This window comes from Actinoplanes sandaracinus (assembly GCF_030009775.1).
GTDB lineage: Bacteria > Actinomycetota > Actinomycetes > Mycobacteriales > Micromonosporaceae > Actinoplanes > Actinoplanes sandaracinus.
The window spans coordinates 249,464-265,457 of record NZ_JASCTH010000009.1; the positions used below are offsets into that span (position 1 = coordinate 249,464).

The following is a 15,994-nucleotide window of genomic DNA, read 5'->3' on the forward strand; positions in this document are numbered from 1 at the left end:
CCCGCACGTAGGCTGTGTGCCATGACTGAGTTCGACGGCCTTCCGCTGCTCCGCTCCCCCGTGGCCATCGCCGCCTTCGAGGGCTGGAACGATGCTGCGGACGCTTCGACCGCGGCCGTGGAACACCTCGAGCAGGTCTGGGAGGCCCGCGAGGTCACCAGCATCGACCCTGAGGACTTCTACGACTTCCAGGTCAGCCGGCCCACCATCACCATGGCCGAGGGCGAGACACGGAAGATCGAGTGGCCGACCACGCGGTTCATGGTGGCCAGCCCGCCCGGCTCCGACCGTGACGTGGTGCTGATCCGCGGCATCGAGCCGAGCATGCGGTGGCGCACCTTCTGCGAATCGGTGCTGGAGATCTGCCACAGCCTCGAGGTCAACCGGATCGTGCTGCTCGGGGCCCTGCTCGCCGACGTGCCCTACACACGCCCGCTGCCGATCAGCGGCACCGCCACCGACCGCGAGACCGCCGAGAAGTACAAGGTCGTGCCGACCCGTTACGACGGTCCGACCGGCATCGTCGGCGTGCTGCAGGAAGCAGCCGGCCGCGCCGAGCTGGACGCGCTGTCGTTCTGGGTGCACGTGCCGCACTACGCCAACAACCCGCCCTGCCCGAAGGCGACGTTGTCGCTGCTCAGCCGCATCGAGGACGTCCTCGACCTGCCGGTGCCGATGGCTGACCTGGCCGAGCAGACCGATGACTGGGAGAAGCGGGTCCGAGCCGCCGCCGAGCAGGACGCGGAACTCGGGGAGTATGTGCGGGAGCTGGAGGAACGGGTCGGCGACGCGGGGATTCAGCCGCTGACCGGCGACGAGATCGCCAGCGAGTTCGAGAAGTACCTGCGACGGCGGGGCGGGTCGGCCGGCCCGACGGCCGGCTCCTGGTGAGACGCGCGTGAGGTGGGCGCCCTCAGCGGGGCGCCCACCTGCGCCACTCAGGAAGACTTGCCCATCGCCAGAACGCTTTCCTGGAAACCGGTCCACTCATCAGGTGTGAACACCAACGCCGGCCACTCCAGGTTCTTGCTGTCACGCAATTGAATGGTGCCGTCGATCTGCGCCACCTCGACACAGGCGCCGGCCGCACAGAAGGAACTGCGTCTCCACGTCTTTGTGGTCTCTGCCATCTCGAACCTCTCTCGCACCCAGTCAGGAACCCTTGTCCTGATCTCGGCCGGACGACGCCCTGGCGATTCGCGCGCGAAGATCATAGGCCCGCGACAGGATGAGCGCCCGGCTCGCTTCCTCGTCGAGCGACTGCAGCCAGTACCGCTCGAAAACCTCGTGGTGATACACCACCTCCGGGACGTCTTCGACCAGTTCATCCCGGATGTACGACTCCCTGTACAGCACCGCGTCGTCCGGATCGGCCCCCAGGTGCAGCACCATGAACGCTCCGAACGTGCCGATCAGCGCACCCTGGTCCATGGGGAGCACGTGCACATGGACGTTCGGCCGGAGGGACACCTCGGCCAGGTCGTCGAACTGGTCGGCGGCGATGGCCATGTCACCGACGACCCGCAACAGCGCCGCCTCGTCGAGCAGCAGGTAGTAATCGGGCGCACCGGCGCGATCGATCACCCGCTCGCGCCGGGCCATCCGCACCTCGCGGCGCACCGTGCGCCGTTCCTCGCTCAGATTGAGTTCGGCGCTGGCGAGCGTGGCGTCCGCGAAGGCCGCCGTCTGGAAAGTCCCGGGGATCAGGGTCGGCTGGTACTCGCGGATGGCTCGCGCCGCCAACTCGAACTGGAGAAGTTGCAGCAGGCCGGAGGGCAGGTGATCCCGGTGTTCGGGAGCCGTCCAGTAGCGTTCGCGGCGGGAGACACGGGCGTCCTCGACCAGCGCGGCGATCCGCTCCTCATCGGAGATCTGGTAGATGTCCACGAGCACGACCCGCAGGTCGGTCGGTGAGATGGTGACCTCGCCCAGCTCGATGCGCTGCACCTTGGAGAGCGACCACCCGAGCTTCTTGGCGACCTCGCTCTGGCTCAGCCCGGTGCGCTCACGGGCCGCGCGCAACGCCAGTCGCACCCGCCGTCGCGAGACAGCGGGCAGGTCGTCGCGCGCAGCCGACATCCGAGCCTCACTAAACGCTTAAATGCCGCCAATCGCCCTTGACAGCGACATCGCTGAGTGCCGCAACGCTCACGGCCTGCCGAAGAATACCGCAAGCCGCGCGCCGGTCACTCGATCAGGGCTCCCCGTACTCGAAGGAACGGACCAGACCCCGGCAGAACTCCGCGAACTCCCGCTCGTCGCGGGATGAGAAGACCTCGACGATCTCGCCCCGGTAGCCGGCCCGCAGCTGCCACCAGCGACCACCCCTCGGCCGCAGGCAGAACATGGCGCCGACCCCCAGCGCCGCCGACGTCACCGCGGTCAGCAGCATCGAGGCGGGACCTACGACGGGAACCGCGATAACCGCCGCGACCAGGGCCGACACTCCCGCGACATGCCGGCCGGCGTCAGCGGCGTCCGCATCGAAGCGGACGATGTGGACGTCGCTCATCTCGGCCACCAGGTACAGCCGGCGGTGCTCCTTCGCAACCTCGACGACGTGGTGCGTGATGAGGGCCCGTGGGCCTCGATAGAAGACTGGCAACTTCCACCCCTCCCCTCGCCTGACACGTCGGAGGAGGCGGCTCTCCTCCTCCCGGGACGAGAGGGCCGGGGACGCGGCCGCTAGCTCCTGCTCGCCGCGTTTTGGGGGCCTCGCATCCCTTAACGTCGATTCAGTATGGGGCTAACCGCCCATGACCGCCAGGCTGCAGAAAGCCTTGTAGCTGATAGGCGAATTCACTCATGGCTTTCACCGCGTGTCGAAGCGGCTGACCCGTCACTCCGTGCCGCATCCTAGGAACCTAGCTGGAAGGAGCCGGTCATGAGCATCAATCCGGGCGCCGCCGAGTTCCCGCATCGGCAGATCGCGTCCCAGCTGCGGGAACGCATCCGGCGCGGCGACTGGCAGCCGGGCGAGCGGCTGCCGTCCATCCCCGCCATGGCGGAGATGTTCGGCGTGGCCAAACAGACCGTGCAACGCACCGTCGACCAGCTGCGGGTCGAGGGCGTCCTGATCACCAAACCCGGTTCCGGTACGTACGTCCGCGGCACCCGCCGCCGCCTGAACCGTCTCTCCCGTGGCCGGTACGGCGCGCACCGCGGCTACCACGCCGACCTGGCCGCCCGCTACCGGCAGCAGCTCACCGGCGTCGGCCGGGAAGCCGCACCGCCCGAGGTCGCCGACGCGTTCGGCGTCCGAGACGGCACCGAGATGCTGGTCAGGCGGCATGTGGTGCGCACCGACGAGGCCACCGTCGAACTCGGCGCCTCATGGTTCCGGGTGACCGACGCGACCGGCACCCCGCTGGAACGCATGGAAGCGTTCGGCCGGCCGCTCTACCAGGAGGCCGAGGAGGTGCTGGGCCGCCGATACACGTCGGCCACCGACACCATCAGCGCCCGGCAGCCGAGTCGCGAGGAAGCCGAGATCCTGCAGATCCGGCCGGACACCCCGGTGCTGCATCTGCTGCACGTCGCCTTCGACGAGACCCGCAAGCCGATCGAAGTGGCGCAGGCGACCTGGCCGGGGCCGATGACCACCCTGACCGAGGAGTACCGGATCCCGGCGCCCGCCCCGGAACCCGACCCGGATCCGGGGCTCGCGCTGGCCTGACACCGCCTCTGGCGTCGCCTGTCAGCTACCCAGCAGATTGATCAGGGTGGCGGTGAACCGGTCCGGGTCCTCGGCCATCGGCCGGTGGCCCGCCTCCGGGAAGGTGACCAGGCGCTTGTCCGGCGACCGCAGGGCGGAATACCAGGTCGTGAACTCCACGGCCAGGCCGCGCATCTCGCGCCCGCCCTGCACGAAGTAGGCCGGAATCGCCAGGGCCGGGACCTCCCGGTGCAGGTCGGTGTCCTGCATCCGGGGATACAGGGCGGCCCAGGTGTCCAGCATCGCCGTCATGGTGTGCGCCTTCTGCAGCAGCGTCAGCTCCTCGGCGTCCAGGTCGAACGGCGGATCCGGCAGGCCGTACGCCCGCGTGGCATAGAGATGGAACGGCTCATAGGAGTAGACGTCACTCCACGGCGGCGGCCCCTGCGCCTCCAACTGCCGCACCACGTCGCCGCGGCCGTCGGCCCGCGCCCAGGCCAGAATGTCGGTGTAGAAGATCCGGTCACTCGCCCGCAGGTTCACCGCCTGCCCGGTGCCGACATAGGCGCGGTAACGCTCCGGATGCCGGTGCGCGGCCAGGGTCGCCGGAATCGAGCCGCCGGAATGCCCCACCAGCACGATCCGGTCCTGATCGAACCGCTCCCGGAGATGGTCGGTGACGGCGAGCACATCGGCGATCTCGGTCTCCAGGCTGATGGCCGGGTGGCCGCCGAGCGCCGGATAGGACGCTCCCCCACCCCGCCGGTCCAAGGTGGCCACGACGAAACGGTCCTCCAAGCCGGGCAGGCGGCGCATCGTCGAAGTCTCCGAACCACCGGGCGGGCCCGGTACGTAGAGCAGCACCGGCAGGCGGGCGTCCCGGCCACGGATCATCAGGGCGAGGTCGCCGGCCCGTGTCAGCTCGGCGACACCGCCCGGAATCGGCTCGGTCCGGGCCGGCACCGCGACAGCCACCGTGATCACGACCGTCACGAAGGCCGCGAAGTCGGTCACGATCCGGCCGCTGACCCGTTTCCACCGGCTGCGGCCCGGGCGGCGATGGGCGTAGGCGGCGCCGACCGCCATCGGGAGCAGAGACAACAGGCCGTGCATGCCACGGCCGGTGACCAGCACCAACACTCCCATCGCACTGAGGCGCGGCAGGTCGGCGGACGGGCCGGGAACGCTCATTCTGGTCAGTTCGAGGGCAATGGCGTACGCGAGCGGGGCGCCGGCGATCGCCCACCGGGAGCGGGCCGCCCGGCCCGCCAGAACGCCGACGCCAGCACTGATCGCGATCGACCAGAGCGCTTCCGCACCGGTGAGCGGGCCGCGCGGCGTCCAGAGGCCGGCAGCCACACCCCAGGCCGCCGCGACGAGAAGAGCGCCGCCGATCCGGGCGGCGGGGTGAATCCGGGCAAGTGCAGTCATGCCGGAGAGCATCGACCGCGAACCGGCCCGTCCACAGCGGCCGGTGGCATGGCTCCGGCCCATACTTTGGTAGGTCCCGAACCGTCGACGGATCCCCCTAGTCTTGCGGGCATGCTGTTCGCGCTCCTGGTGCCCGACCCCAGCGCCCGCCGGGCCGCGACCCGGAACCGGCTCGCCGACACCGTCGCGATCGGGCTGGCCCTGACCTACGGGCCGGTGATGATGCTGCTGGGCGACGCCACCCGGCCCGGCCCGGCGATCCCCTGGCAGGCCGACCTGGCACTGGGGGTCGCCGGCGCGTTCGCCCTGCTCGCCCGCCGACGGCACCCGCTGGAAGTCACCCTCGCGCTGCTGCCGCTCGGGGCGATCTCGGTGACCTCCACCGGCCCGATCATCGTGGCGCTCTTCACCGTGGCGATCCGGCGGCGACCGGCGCTCCTGCTGGTGCTCGGCGCGATCAACATCGGCACCGGCGGCGTCTACTACCTGCTGCACGACCACCCGTCCTCCGGCATCTGGATGGACCTCCTGGTGCGCACGGTGGTCACCGCGGCGGCGTTGGGCTGGGGCCTGTTCGTGCAGGCGTACCGGCGGCTCACCACGTCGCTGCGCGACCACGCGACCCGGCTGGAAGCCGAACAGGAGTTGCGCGAGGACCGCGCCCGGCTCACCGAGCGAGCTCGCATCGCCCGCGAGATGCACGACGTCCTGGCCCACCGGATGTCCCTGATCAGCCTGCACGCCGGGGCCCTCGAAGTGCGCCTCGACGCCTCGCCGGAAGAACTCGCGACCGCCGCCGGGGCCATCCGGAGCAGCGCCCACGAGGCGCTGGAGGAACTGCGCTCGGTGATCGGTGTGCCGAGCGGGCGGCCGGAGCCGCCACAGCCCGGCCTGGCCGACATGGCCGGACTGATCGGCAGCGCCCGGGCCGCCGGCATGACGATCGACTACACCGACGACCTGCCACCGGACGGGCCACCCGCCCAACTCGGCCGGACCGCGTACCGCATCGTCCAGGAAGGGCTGACGAACGCCCGCCGGCACGGATCAGAGGCGGCCGCATCCGTGCGCTTGGCGGGCGAGGCCGGTCAGGTCCTGCGCATCACCGTCATCAACCCCCTTTCCGGTACGCCCAAAGCCCAGTCCCCCGCCTCCGCCTCCGTCCCTGGCTCTGGCTCTGGCTCCGTCCCTGGCTCTGGCTCTGACCTCGGCGTAGGCCTTGGCTCCCGTCCGGGCCCGGTTTCCGGTCCCGGCCTTGGAGTTCGCCCGGATCGCAGTTCCGGCCCTGGAGCAGTTCTCGACCGTGGCTCCGGTCCCGGCGGCGGCCTCGGTCTGGTCGGCATCCGGGAGAGGGTGGCTCTTGCCGGCGGCCGCGTCACCCACGGTGCCGGTGACCGCGAATTTCGTCTGGAGGCCGAGCTGCCGTGGCCGAAGTGAGGACAACCCCATCACCCGGCAGCGGTCCGTGTCTCGGCGCGGCCGGGAGTGAACGGCCGATTCGGCTAGCGATCGTGGACGATGACCCGCTGGTCCGGGCCGGCTTGCGGATCCTGGTCGGCGGCTCGCCGGACATCGAGGTGGTCGCCGAGGCCGGCGACGGCGCCGAGGCCATCTCGGTCGCCGACGCGCACTGGCCGGACGTCATCCTGATGGACATCCGGATGCCACGGGTCGACGGGCTCGTGGCCACCCGCCGCATCCGCAGCAGAGCGGGCGCACCGCAGGTGGTCGTGCTCACCACGTTCGACGCCGACGAATACGTCCTCGAGGCGCTGCGGGGCGGGGCCAGCGGATTCCTGCTCAAGGACACACCGCCACGGGAGATCCTGGCGGCAGTGCGTTCGGTCGCGTCCGGAGCGGCCACCCTCTCCCCCACCGTCATCCGCCGCCTGATCGACCACGTCGCCGACCCGGAGGCCGGCACCCGGCGAGCCCATGCCCGGACCCGGCTGACCGCCCTCACCGACCGGGAACGCGAGGTGGCGGTCCTCGTCGGCCAAGGAAGTTCCAACGCCGAGATCGGCGCTGAACTCGGGATGGGCCTGCCCACAGTCAAAGGCCACGTCTCGCGGCTGTTGAGCAAACTCGCCCTGAACAACCGCGTCCAGATCGCCATCCTCGTCCACGACGCCGAACTGGTGTGACCGCCCTCCGGTCGAACTGACCGCGCCCGAGCAGCAAACCCGGCCGAGCAATGCTCAGCCTTCCGCAAGATCAGTCGAACGGTGAGGAGCGGGCCTCAAATCTCAGAACACGGGTGCGACGCGAATGCCCTGAGCAGACAATGGGTGCGGTGTGGGCAGCACTGCCGAAACCGGCGTGACGGCACCACCGGTCTGACGGAACCAACCGGAAGCCGCACTGCCGGGCCGAGGACGGCTACAGCCTCGGGTCGGAAGTTCGCGAGCCGACCTGGAGGCGACGCCGACCTGGAGGCGACGCCGACCTGACAAGTCCCAGAACACAAGGGACGCCGGAGGGCAACGCACCCCCGGAACGCACGGCACGCCGCGAACGCAAGGCAAGCACGGCACGCGACACACGCTCGGAAGGGCAACACACACGCGGAACGCAACGCGCGGAACGCCTGCTCGGACCGCCGCGCACGCCGGAACGCCAGGTTGGTCCGGAAAGGACGCTGATGTGGCAGGCCAGGCCGGGGGCAGAAGGCTACACCGGCTCGGAAGGCGACCCGGCCCAGAAAAGACTGAGGCCCGGGGCGCCAACAGGCGCCTCGGGCATCAGTCAGTGATTACAGCGGACCCTTGCGGGCCTGGCTACAACCCGGCTCAGAGGATGTCGATCGGGCTGTCGATCAGACCGACGTTGACGAGGCCGTTCTGGTTGATGGCCTTGTAGGAGTTGACGTCCCCACCGTAGCCGTAGCCGCCGCCGTAGCCGCCACCGTAGCCGTAGCCACTGACCGGGACAACCGCGACGGGCGCGTAGTGGTCGTAGCCGTAGCCGGCGACGTAGCCGTTCCCCTTGCACTTGCCGTCGGCGGCCTGGGCGGGCGCAGCCATGGCGAGCGTGGCGCCGGTGGCCAGGAAGAGACCGCCGAGGTACAGAGCCGTGCGACGCATGATGTTTCCTTTCAAACGGTTGGATTGCTTGGGGAAAATTCTGGACTGCCGACACCCGTTTCGCGGGGATTTGACCGAATAAAACGCCCTCTTTCATCATTTCGTGGTTTAGGAGGCGAAAAACGGAAAATCGGGCTAAGGTCTCGCGGGGCATTGCGGCCTAGCCTCGAAAAGGGCCGCCGGAAACGCGAGAATGAGCCCTCGAACGCGAAAAACCCCGCCCGGAACACCGGGCGGGGGCATCGCGAAATGGGTTACAAACGCACTCCGAGCAGGGCATCCACTGTCCGCACCATCAGCTCGGGGGCCGACGTGTCGTCTCCGGCACCGATCAGGGCCGCATCGGCCCACGCGTCGACAAGTGCCAGCGCACCCGGCGTGTCGAGGTCGTCGGCGAGCGCCTCACGCACCGCGCCGAGCAGACCCGCACCGGACGGGCCGGACGCGACGGCCGCCGCCTCGCGCCAGCGGGCCAGCCGCTGCTGACCGGTCTTGAGCACCTCATCCGTCCAGTCGCGGTCGGTGCGGTAGTGGCCGGAGAGCAGGCCCAGCCGCAGCGCCATCGGGTCGACGCCGTCGCCGCGCAGGCGCGACACGAACACCAGGTTGCCCCGGGACTTCGACATCTTCGCGCCGTTCAGCCCGATCATCCCGGCGTGCACGTAGTGCGCGGCGAACGGCTCCGCCCCGGTCAGCACCTCGGCGTGCGCGGCCGAGCACTCGTGATGCGGGTAGAGCAGATCGTTGCCGCCGCCCTGCACGTCGATGGTGTCGCCGAGCAGGCCGAGCGCGATGGCGGCGCACTCGATGTGCCAGCCGGGACGGCCGGGGCCGAGGTCGCCGCCGTCCCACACCGGCTCGCCCTCGCGGGCGCCACGCCACAGCAGCGGGTCCAGCGGGTCGCGCTTGCCCTCGCGGTCCGGGTCGCCGCCGCGCTCGGCGGACAGGACGAGCATCTCCTCCCGCGACAGGTGCGACTCGTAGCCGAACCTCGGCGCGGCGCTCAGGGAGAAGTAGACGTCGCCGGTGCCGTCCTCGAGACGGTAGGCGGCGCCCCGGGACACGAGTTCCTGAACGTGGGTGACGATCGCCGGGATGGACTCGACGGCGCCGACGTAGTGGGCCGGCGGGATGATCCGCAGCGCCTCCATGTCCTCACGGAACAGGGCGGTCTCGCGCATCGCCAGGACGATCCAGTCCTCGCCGTCGCGTGCGGCGCGCTCCAGCAGCGGGTCGTCGATGTCGGTCACGTTCTGCACGTAACGCACGTCCAGCCCGGTGTCGCGCCACATCCGGTTGACCAGGTCGAAAGTGATCATCGTGGCGGCGTGCCCGAGGTGGGTCGCGTCGTACGGAGTGATCCCGCAGACATACATAGAGGCGCTGCCGGCAGGGGTGCTGGGCTGCGCCGACTCCCGTGCCGTGTCGTAGAGCCGCAGCGGCGATCGCTCGAGCGAGCCCGGCAAAGTGGGTACGTCGTGACCGGTCCAAGCATCCATGCACCGGAGCCTAACCAGCGCCCCCGGAAGCAGTCGGCGGAGCGTGAGCTAAACCTCTAGATCGGCGGCCAGGGAATAGCCGGCCAGTCCGTCGGCGGCTGCGGGAACCGCCCGGCCCGCAGGAGCCGTTTGACCCGGAGCGCGACGTGTTGCACCTCGGAAACGGTCAGGTGCTCTTCCAGCGAGGCGCCGAGCGGCCCGCCGAGGAGCGAGCCGAGCCGGTCGAGCACCTCGACGGCGTCCTCCGGCAACGGCTTGCCGGTCCAGCCCCACAGGACCGTCCGCAGCTTGTTCTCCACGTGGAAGCTCACGCCGTGGTCGACGCCGTGCACGCCGCCGGTGGACGGGTAGAGCACGTGCGCGCCCTTGCGGTCGGCGTTGTTGATGACCGCGTCGAAGATCGCGAGGCGGGCCAGGCGCGGGTCGTCGGCGTGGGCCAGCGCGAACGCGTCGCCGTCGTCGTCACGGGCGGCGGCGACGGGAAACCAGCCGGCCGGCACGTCGTAGGCCGGGACGAACCCGATCAGCGCGGGCACCTCGGCCGGCTCGTCGATCCAGAGTTGCAGCGCGCCGGGACCGAGCGGCCCGTCCCGCAGGACGGTGGGTGGCACCACGTCCCACCCGGTGGCCTGGGACACCAGATAGGCGGAGATCTCACGCCCGGCCAGTGTGCCGTCCGGGAAGTCCCACAGCGGTCGCTCGCCCCGGACCGGTTTGTAGACGCAGCGGCGAGTCAGCCCATCCAGACTGATCTCGGCGCGCAGGGTGGTGTTGGAGGCGTCGGTGAGACGCCCCTCGATCTCGATCCGGCCCCGCTCCAGCAGTGCGAGCGCGTCAGCCTCGGCCAGCACGGAGGTGGGCTCCGCCGTCACCGGTGGTAACCGTTGTGCCGGGGACAGAGATGGCCGGCCGGGTCGAGCGGCTGGCCGCAGAGCGGGCACGGTGGCCGCCCGGCGGCGACCACCCGCCGAGCACGGTCGATGAACGCGCGGGTCGCCTCGGGGGTCAGCCGCACCCGCAGCCGGTCGAGATCGTCGTCGGGCTCGTCGTCATCATCGTCGTCGTCGGGCTCGTCGTCATCGTCGTCGTCCTCGTCGAGCGGGTCACCGATCAGGTCGGGTTCCGGCTCGCCGGCCTCGATCGCCTCGATGACGACCGTGCCGGTGTCCACGTCGAAGGCCAGGCCCAGGGTGCCGACCCGGAACTCCTCGTCGACCGGAGTGTCGAGAGGCTCGTTGTCGTGCACCGGCAGCAGGGTCTCCTCCGGCAGCGCGACACCGAACCGCTTGCTCGCCTCGAGCAGGAGCTCTTCAAGCTTCTCGGCGAGCAGCGACACCTGGACCTTCTCCAGCGCGACGCTGATCACCCGACCGCCGCCGCGGGCCTGGAGGAAGAAAGTGCGGTCCCCCGGCTCGCCCACCGTTCCGGCGACGAACCGCTCCGGCGGCTCGAAGGCATGCACTTGGTGGGTCATGGAGACAACCCTAGCCATCCGCGCCGACAACCGCGCGGGCCACCGTACCGGGTTCGCCGAGGGCGCAAAGGGGTACACCCAGCGGCGATGCACCGATCACGGAGCGTTGTCAGACGCCCCCTCCAGCGCCTCCGCCGACGGCCGCGTCACTCTCTTCGGACTTCTCCCGGCCGTCGATTTTGCGGGGTACGAGCGAGCCCAGCTCCCCCGTCTCGTTGACACGGACCACGAACGGCCGCGTGGAGGTGTACCTGATGACCGTGATCGATGCCGGGTCGGCCACGATCCGCTGGAACTGGTCCAGGTGCAGACCGAGCGCGTCGGCCACGATGGCCTTGATCACATCACCGTGGCTGCACGCCAGCCAGATCGACTCCGGCCCGTGCTCGGCGGTCACCTTGGCGTCCCACGCGCGGATGGTGGACACCGCGCGGGCCGACATGTCGGCCATCGCCTCGCCGTTGGGGAAGACCACGGCACTCGGGTGGTGCTGGACGACCGGCCAGAGCGGGTCCGTGGAGAGCTCCTTGAGCGGCCGGCCCTCCCAGTCGCCGTACCCGCACTCGATCAGGCCGTCGTCGATGACCGGCTCGGACTCCGGCAGGGCCAGCTCGACGGTCTGCCGGCAGCGGATCAGCGGGCTGCTGACGACGGTGGCGAGCGGGAGCTCCCGCAGCCGGCCGGCGGCCCGGGCGGCCTGGGCGCGGCCGGTGTCGTCGAGTTCGACCGGCAGCCGGCCGGCGAGTTCACCGGTCGCGTTCGCGGTGGTGCGGCCGTGCCGGAGCAGCAGGACGGTGGCCACTAGTTCGCCACACCGGATTCGGCGTACGCCTCGGCGACGACCCGGAGCGTGTCGAGGCCGCTCTTCAGATCGCCGACATACGGGCTGACCGACAGGGTCCCGACGCCGGCCGCCGCGTACTCCCGCAGGCGCTTGATCACGTTCTCCTTCGTACCGAGGATGGAGGTCCGCTCGATGAACTCCCGCGGCACCGCCGCGGCCGCCTCGGCCGGCCGCCGGCTCAGGTAGAGGTCCTGCACAACCTTCGCCTCGTCGGCGTAGCCCATGCGGACCGCGAGGGCGTTGTAGAAGTTCTGCTCCCGGCTGCCCATGCCGCCGACGTAGAGCGCCGCGTAGGGCCGGACCACGTCGGCGCAGGCCGAGAGGTCGTCGCCGAGCACCACCGGCACCGAGGCGACCACGTCGAACCCGGTCAGGTCGCGCCCGGTCCGGGCCCGGCCGGCCTCGATGTGCCGCAGATGGTCGGCCGCGGCGTCGGGGGCGAAGAAGATGGCGAGCCAGCCGTCGGCGATCTCGCCGGTCAGTTCCAGGTTCTTCGGGCCGACCGCGGCCAGGTAGACCGGGAGGTCGGTGCGGAGCGGGTGGAATCCCAGCTTGATCGCCTTGCCGGCGCCACCGGGCAGCGGCAGCTCGTAGTGCTCGCCCTGGTAGGACACCGGCTGCCGGGCGAGCGCCATCCGGACGATGTCGACATACTCCCGGGTGCGGGCCAGGGGCTTGGCGAACCGGACCCCGTGCCAGCCCTCGGAGACCTGCGGGCCGGAGACGCCGAGCCCGAGCCGGAACCGGCCGCCGGAGAGCGTGTCCAGGGTGGCGGCGGTCATCGCGGTCATCGCCGGGGTGCGGGCCGGGATCTGCATGACCGCGGCTCCGAGGTCGATCTTCTCGGTCTGGCCGGCGATCCACGCGAGCATGCTGACCGTGTCCGAGCCGTACGCCTCGGCGGCCCAGACCACGGAATAACCGAGGCGATCGGCCTCCCGTGCCATCGCCAGATGGTCGGCGGGTGTGCTCCACGCCGTCTGATAGCCGAGGTTTAGTCCGAGCCGCACGTGCCTGTCCCCCTCAGATCTTGGGTGTCAGCAGCAAGCCTACTGATCGGCGACAGCGGCGTTTCGGTCCGGTAACCGACCCAGCCGGGTGAGGCCTGAGCATTTCGCGGGACAGGCACTCTGAATAAGGTTCACTCATGCATCAGCGACCGCTCGGCCGAAGCGGGCTAGCGGTTTCGCGGCTCGCTCTCGGCACCATGACCTGGGGCCGGGACACCGACCCCGACGACGCGGCGGATCAGCTGAAGATCTTCCTGGAGGCGGGCGGCACACTGATCGACACCGCCGACGTGTACGGCGACGGCGACGCCGAGGCGGTGATCGGCTCCCTGCTCGACCATCTGGTCCCGCGCGACGAGATCGTCATCGCCACCAAGGCGGGCCTCACCCCGCACCGGTACCGCCCGCGCGACGCCTCCCGGGGCAATCTGCTGCGCTCGCTGGACGCGTCGCTGCGTCGGCTCGGCACCGACTACGTCGACCTGTGGCAGATCCACGGCTATGACGCGCAGACCCCGTTCGAGGAGACTCTGGCCGCCCTCGACCACGCGGTGGCCAGCGGCCGGGTTCGTTACGCCGGGGTGTCCAACTTCGCGGCCTGGCAGACCGCGCGGGCCGCGACCTGGCAGTCGGCGTACCCCGGCCGGGCGCCGATCGTGGCCGCCCAGATGGAGTACTCGCTGCTGGAGCGCGGCATCGAGCGGGAGATCCTGCCGGCCGCCGCGGCCCTCGGGTTCGGGGTGCTGGCCTGGTCGCCGCTGGGCCGTGGCGTGCTCACCGGCAAGTACCGCAACGGCCGGCCGCTCGACTCCCGGGCGGCGACCGAGCACATGGGCGCGTTCGTCCGCGACTATCTGGAGCCGCGCAGCTCCAGCATCGTGGAGTCGGTGGTGACCGCGGCGGCCGGCCTGGGCGTCTCGCCGCTGGAGGTGGCGCTGGCCTGGATCCGGGACCGGCCCGGGGTGGCCGCCCCGATCCTGGGCGCCCGCACGTCCGGGCAGTTGCAGGGCGCGTTGCGCAGCGAGCAGCTCACCCTGCCCGCGGAGATCGCGATGGCTCTGGAGGACGTGTCGGCGATCGAGGTCGGCTATCCGGAACGCGAGGGGACCGGGCACCCGCACTCCTACTACGGATGAGGCGGGCGCTGGGTCCCCTGTTCTCCGCCGCCACCTACCGGCGGGTGGTGTTCCTGCTGCTGGGCGGGGTGCTGCTGCTGCCATACACGCTGGGTGCGGGGTTGCTGGCGCAGACGGTCGCCGAGGACGCGCCGAACCGGGGCGGAGCGCTGGCGGTCATCCTGTTCGCCGCGCTGATCGCCGCGGTTCCACCGTTCCTCGGCGGCACCCGGGAGCTGGAGATCGTCGCGGCCCGGGCGCTGCTCGGCGCCGATCTGCCCGGCCCCGGGCCCGCGGGGCCGCTCGCGCTGGAGACCCGGCTGCGGAGCGCGATCTGGTTCGGTCTGCACCTGGTCGGCGGAGGGTTGATCGGCGTGCTCGGCGCGGTCGCGATCCCGGTGGCCGCGATCGCCTTCGCCGAACGGCTGGGCCTGAGCGAGGGCGCCCTCACCGGCCTGGAGCTGGGCCCGCTACGGTCGGCCGGGCCGTGGTGGTGGGCGCTGATCGGACTGGCCCTGCTGGCCGGCACGCTCTACGCCGCGGCCGGCCTGGGCCGGCTCGCCGCCACGATGGCGCCGGTGCTGCTCGGACCGTCCCCGGCCGAACGGCTCGCCGCGGTCGCCGAGCGCGAACGCCGGCTGGCCGAACGCAACCGGCTGGCCCGTGAGCTGCACGACTCGGTCGGCCATGCGCTGACCGTGATGACCCTGCAGGCCGGCGCGGCCCGGGCGGTGTTCGGCGCCGACCCCGATTTCGCCCGGCAGGCGCTGTCCGCGATCGAGGAGACCGGCCGGGCCGCCGCCGCCGAACTGGACACGGTGCTGGGCGTGCTGCGCGACGACCCCGACGGCGCGGACGGCCGGCGGCCCGCGCCCACACTCGCCGACCTGGGCCGGCTGCTCGCCTCCGGGACGGTGGACGCCGACGTCGGCCCGGTCGGCGTGCCGCCGCCGGTCTCCCGGGAGGCGTTCCGCATCGTGCAGGAGTCACTGACCAACGCGGCCCGGCACGGCGCCGGGCCGGCCACGTTACGCATCCGTCAGGAGGACGACCTGGTGATCGAGGTGACGAACCCGCGAGCGGGCGACGCCGTGAGGCGCGGCGGCGGCCACGGCATCGAGGGGATGCGGGAACGGGTCCGGCTCCTCGGCGGCGAACTGACCGCGGGACCCGACGGCGACCGCTGGCGGGTCGTCGCCCGGCTGCCGGCGGCGGATCCCCGATGACCTCGGTGCTGATCGCCGACGACGACGCGCTGGTGCGGGCCGGGCTGCGGGCGATCCTCGGCGCGGAACCCGGCCTCACCGTCGCCGGTGAGGCCGCCGACGGCGCCGAGGTGCTTCCGGCCGCCCTGCGCCTGCGGCCGGACGTGGTGCTGATGGACGTGCGGATGCCCCGGATGGACGGCATCCAGGCCACCCGGCTGCTGCTCGAACGATTCGCCGAACCGCCCCGGGTGCTGGTGGTGACGACCTTCGCCAACGACGAGTACGTCTACGAGGCGCTGCGCGCCGGTGCGAGCGGCTTCCTGCTCAAACGGGCCCGCCCGGAGCAGATCGCCGACGCGGTACGGGTGGTCGCGCGCGGCGACTCGCTGCTGTTCCCGGAGGCGGTGCGGCGACTGGCCGCGGCGTACGGCCCGCCGGACGGCCGGGTCGGCGCGGCCCGGCTGACCGCGCGCGAGGGCGAGGTGCTGACCCTGATGGCCGAGGGCCTGTCGAACGCCGAGATCGCCGAGCGGCTGGTGCTCGGCGTGCAGACGGTCAAGACGCACGTGGCGGCGATTCTCGGCAAGCTGGGCGTACGCGACCGTACCCAGGCGGTGGTGGCGGCCTACCGCTCCGGATTCGTCTCCCTCTGAGGAGGGAGCGGGACCACTCGCG

Annotated in this window: 17 protein-coding genes; 7 read left to right on the top strand and 10 right to left on the bottom strand. The window is 71.2% G+C overall.

Going from position 1 to position 15,994, the window contains the following annotated elements:
• Nucleotides 1-21: 21 nt before the first annotated feature.
• Complete coding sequence (locus QLQ12_RS16205) at nt 22-891, top strand: PAC2 family protein (RefSeq protein WP_282760759.1); 870 nt, start codon at nt 22-24, stop codon at nt 889-891.
• A gap of 47 nt (nt 892-938) precedes the next feature.
• On the opposite strand, the gene QLQ12_RS16210 is transcribed toward QLQ12_RS16205, so the two are convergent.
• The 3 genes from QLQ12_RS16210 to QLQ12_RS16220 all read right to left on the bottom strand — a co-directional run bounded on the left by QLQ12_RS16210 (nt 939) and on the right by QLQ12_RS16220 (nt 2,605).
• A complete protein-coding gene (locus QLQ12_RS16210; protein ID WP_282760760.1) occupies nt 939-1,130 on the bottom strand; it encodes a DUF397 domain-containing protein in 192 nt (63 codons plus the stop codon).
• A gap of 22 nt (nt 1,131-1,152) precedes the next feature.
• Nucleotides 1,153-2,079, bottom strand: a complete 927-nt coding sequence (locus tag QLQ12_RS16215) for a helix-turn-helix domain-containing protein (RefSeq protein WP_282760761.1) — start codon at nt 2,077-2,079, stop codon at nt 1,153-1,155.
• Between the two features lie 115 nt (nt 2,080-2,194).
• Nucleotides 2,195-2,605 (bottom strand): DUF6232 family protein, encoded by a 411-nt coding sequence (locus tag QLQ12_RS16220; RefSeq protein ID WP_282760762.1) that lies wholly within the window; start codon nt 2,603-2,605, stop codon nt 2,195-2,197.
• A 279-nt stretch (nt 2,606-2,884) separates the two neighbouring features.
• On the opposite strand from QLQ12_RS16220, the gene QLQ12_RS16225 reads away from it, so the two are divergent.
• Nucleotides 2,885-3,676, top strand: a complete 792-nt coding sequence (locus tag QLQ12_RS16225) for a GntR family transcriptional regulator (RefSeq protein ID WP_282760763.1) — start codon at nt 2,885-2,887, stop codon at nt 3,674-3,676.
• 21 nt (nt 3,677-3,697) lie between these two features.
• Here the strand turns inward: QLQ12_RS16225 and QLQ12_RS16230 are convergent, their stop codons facing one another.
• Complete coding sequence (locus QLQ12_RS16230; protein ID WP_282760765.1) at nt 3,698-5,086, bottom strand: alpha/beta fold hydrolase; 1,389 nt, start codon at nt 5,084-5,086, stop codon at nt 3,698-3,700.
• Nucleotides 5,087-5,197: 111 nt separating this feature from the next.
• On the opposite strand from QLQ12_RS16230, the gene QLQ12_RS16235 reads away from it, so the two are divergent.
• Together QLQ12_RS16235 and QLQ12_RS16240 are read left to right on the top strand one after the other, a co-directional pair.
• Nucleotides 5,198-6,523, top strand: a complete 1,326-nt coding sequence (locus QLQ12_RS16235) for a sensor histidine kinase (protein ID WP_282760766.1) — start codon at nt 5,198-5,200, stop codon at nt 6,521-6,523.
• Nucleotides 6,520-7,230, top strand: a complete 711-nt coding sequence (locus tag QLQ12_RS16240) for a response regulator transcription factor (protein WP_328518282.1) — start codon at nt 6,520-6,522, stop codon at nt 7,228-7,230. Before QLQ12_RS16235 ends, QLQ12_RS16240 begins: the two co-directional genes overlap by 4 nt.
• 645 nt (nt 7,231-7,875) lie before the next feature.
• On the opposite strand, the gene QLQ12_RS16245 is transcribed toward QLQ12_RS16240, so the two are convergent.
• The 6 genes from QLQ12_RS16245 to QLQ12_RS16270 form a co-directional block, all read right to left on the bottom strand.
• Nucleotides 7,876-8,169, bottom strand: coding sequence for a hypothetical protein (locus tag QLQ12_RS16245; protein ID WP_282760768.1), 294 nt, complete (start codon nt 8,167-8,169; stop codon nt 7,876-7,878).
• A gap of 254 nt (nt 8,170-8,423) precedes the next feature.
• Complete coding sequence (mshC, locus tag QLQ12_RS16250) at nt 8,424-9,668, bottom strand: cysteine--1-D-myo-inosityl 2-amino-2-deoxy-alpha-D-glucopyranoside ligase (RefSeq protein ID WP_282760770.1); 1,245 nt, start codon at nt 9,666-9,668, stop codon at nt 8,424-8,426.
• A gap of 56 nt (nt 9,669-9,724) precedes the next feature.
• Nucleotides 9,725-10,540, bottom strand: a complete 816-nt coding sequence (locus tag QLQ12_RS16255) for an SCO1664 family protein (RefSeq protein ID WP_407651490.1) — start codon at nt 10,538-10,540, stop codon at nt 9,725-9,727.
• Nucleotides 10,537-11,142, bottom strand: coding sequence for a DUF3090 domain-containing protein (locus QLQ12_RS16260; RefSeq protein ID WP_282760771.1), 606 nt, complete (start codon nt 11,140-11,142; stop codon nt 10,537-10,539). Before QLQ12_RS16260 ends, QLQ12_RS16255 begins: the two co-directional genes overlap by 4 nt.
• A gap of 109 nt (nt 11,143-11,251) precedes the next feature.
• Nucleotides 11,252-11,944, bottom strand: a complete 693-nt coding sequence (locus QLQ12_RS16265; RefSeq protein ID WP_282760773.1) for an MSMEG_4193 family putative phosphomutase — start codon at nt 11,942-11,944, stop codon at nt 11,252-11,254.
• Nucleotides 11,944-12,996, bottom strand: coding sequence for an LLM class F420-dependent oxidoreductase (locus QLQ12_RS16270; protein WP_282760775.1), 1,053 nt, complete (start codon nt 12,994-12,996; stop codon nt 11,944-11,946). Before QLQ12_RS16270 ends, QLQ12_RS16265 begins: the two co-directional genes overlap by 1 nt.
• Before the next feature lie 137 nt (nt 12,997-13,133).
• On the opposite strand from QLQ12_RS16270, the gene QLQ12_RS16275 reads away from it, so the two are divergent.
• Genes QLQ12_RS16275 through QLQ12_RS16285 form a run of 3 tightly spaced genes read left to right on the top strand, consistent with a single transcriptional unit; the run spans nt 13,134 to nt 15,972 of the window.
• Nucleotides 13,134-14,132 (top strand): aldo/keto reductase, encoded by a 999-nt coding sequence (locus QLQ12_RS16275; protein ID WP_282760778.1) that lies wholly within the window; start codon nt 13,134-13,136, stop codon nt 14,130-14,132.
• The gene (locus QLQ12_RS16280) at nt 14,129-15,337 is read left to right on the top strand and encodes a sensor histidine kinase (RefSeq protein ID WP_282760779.1); all 1,209 of its coding nucleotides are present in this window, start codon (nt 14,129-14,131) and stop codon (nt 15,335-15,337) included. The genes QLQ12_RS16275 and QLQ12_RS16280 overlap by 4 nt, the downstream gene beginning before the upstream one ends.
• On the top strand, nt 15,334-15,972 hold the full coding sequence (locus tag QLQ12_RS16285; RefSeq protein WP_282760781.1) for a response regulator transcription factor: 639 nt from the start codon (nt 15,334-15,336) through the stop codon (nt 15,970-15,972). The genes QLQ12_RS16280 and QLQ12_RS16285 overlap by 4 nt, the downstream gene beginning before the upstream one ends.
• Nucleotides 15,973-15,994 lie beyond the last annotated feature (22 nt).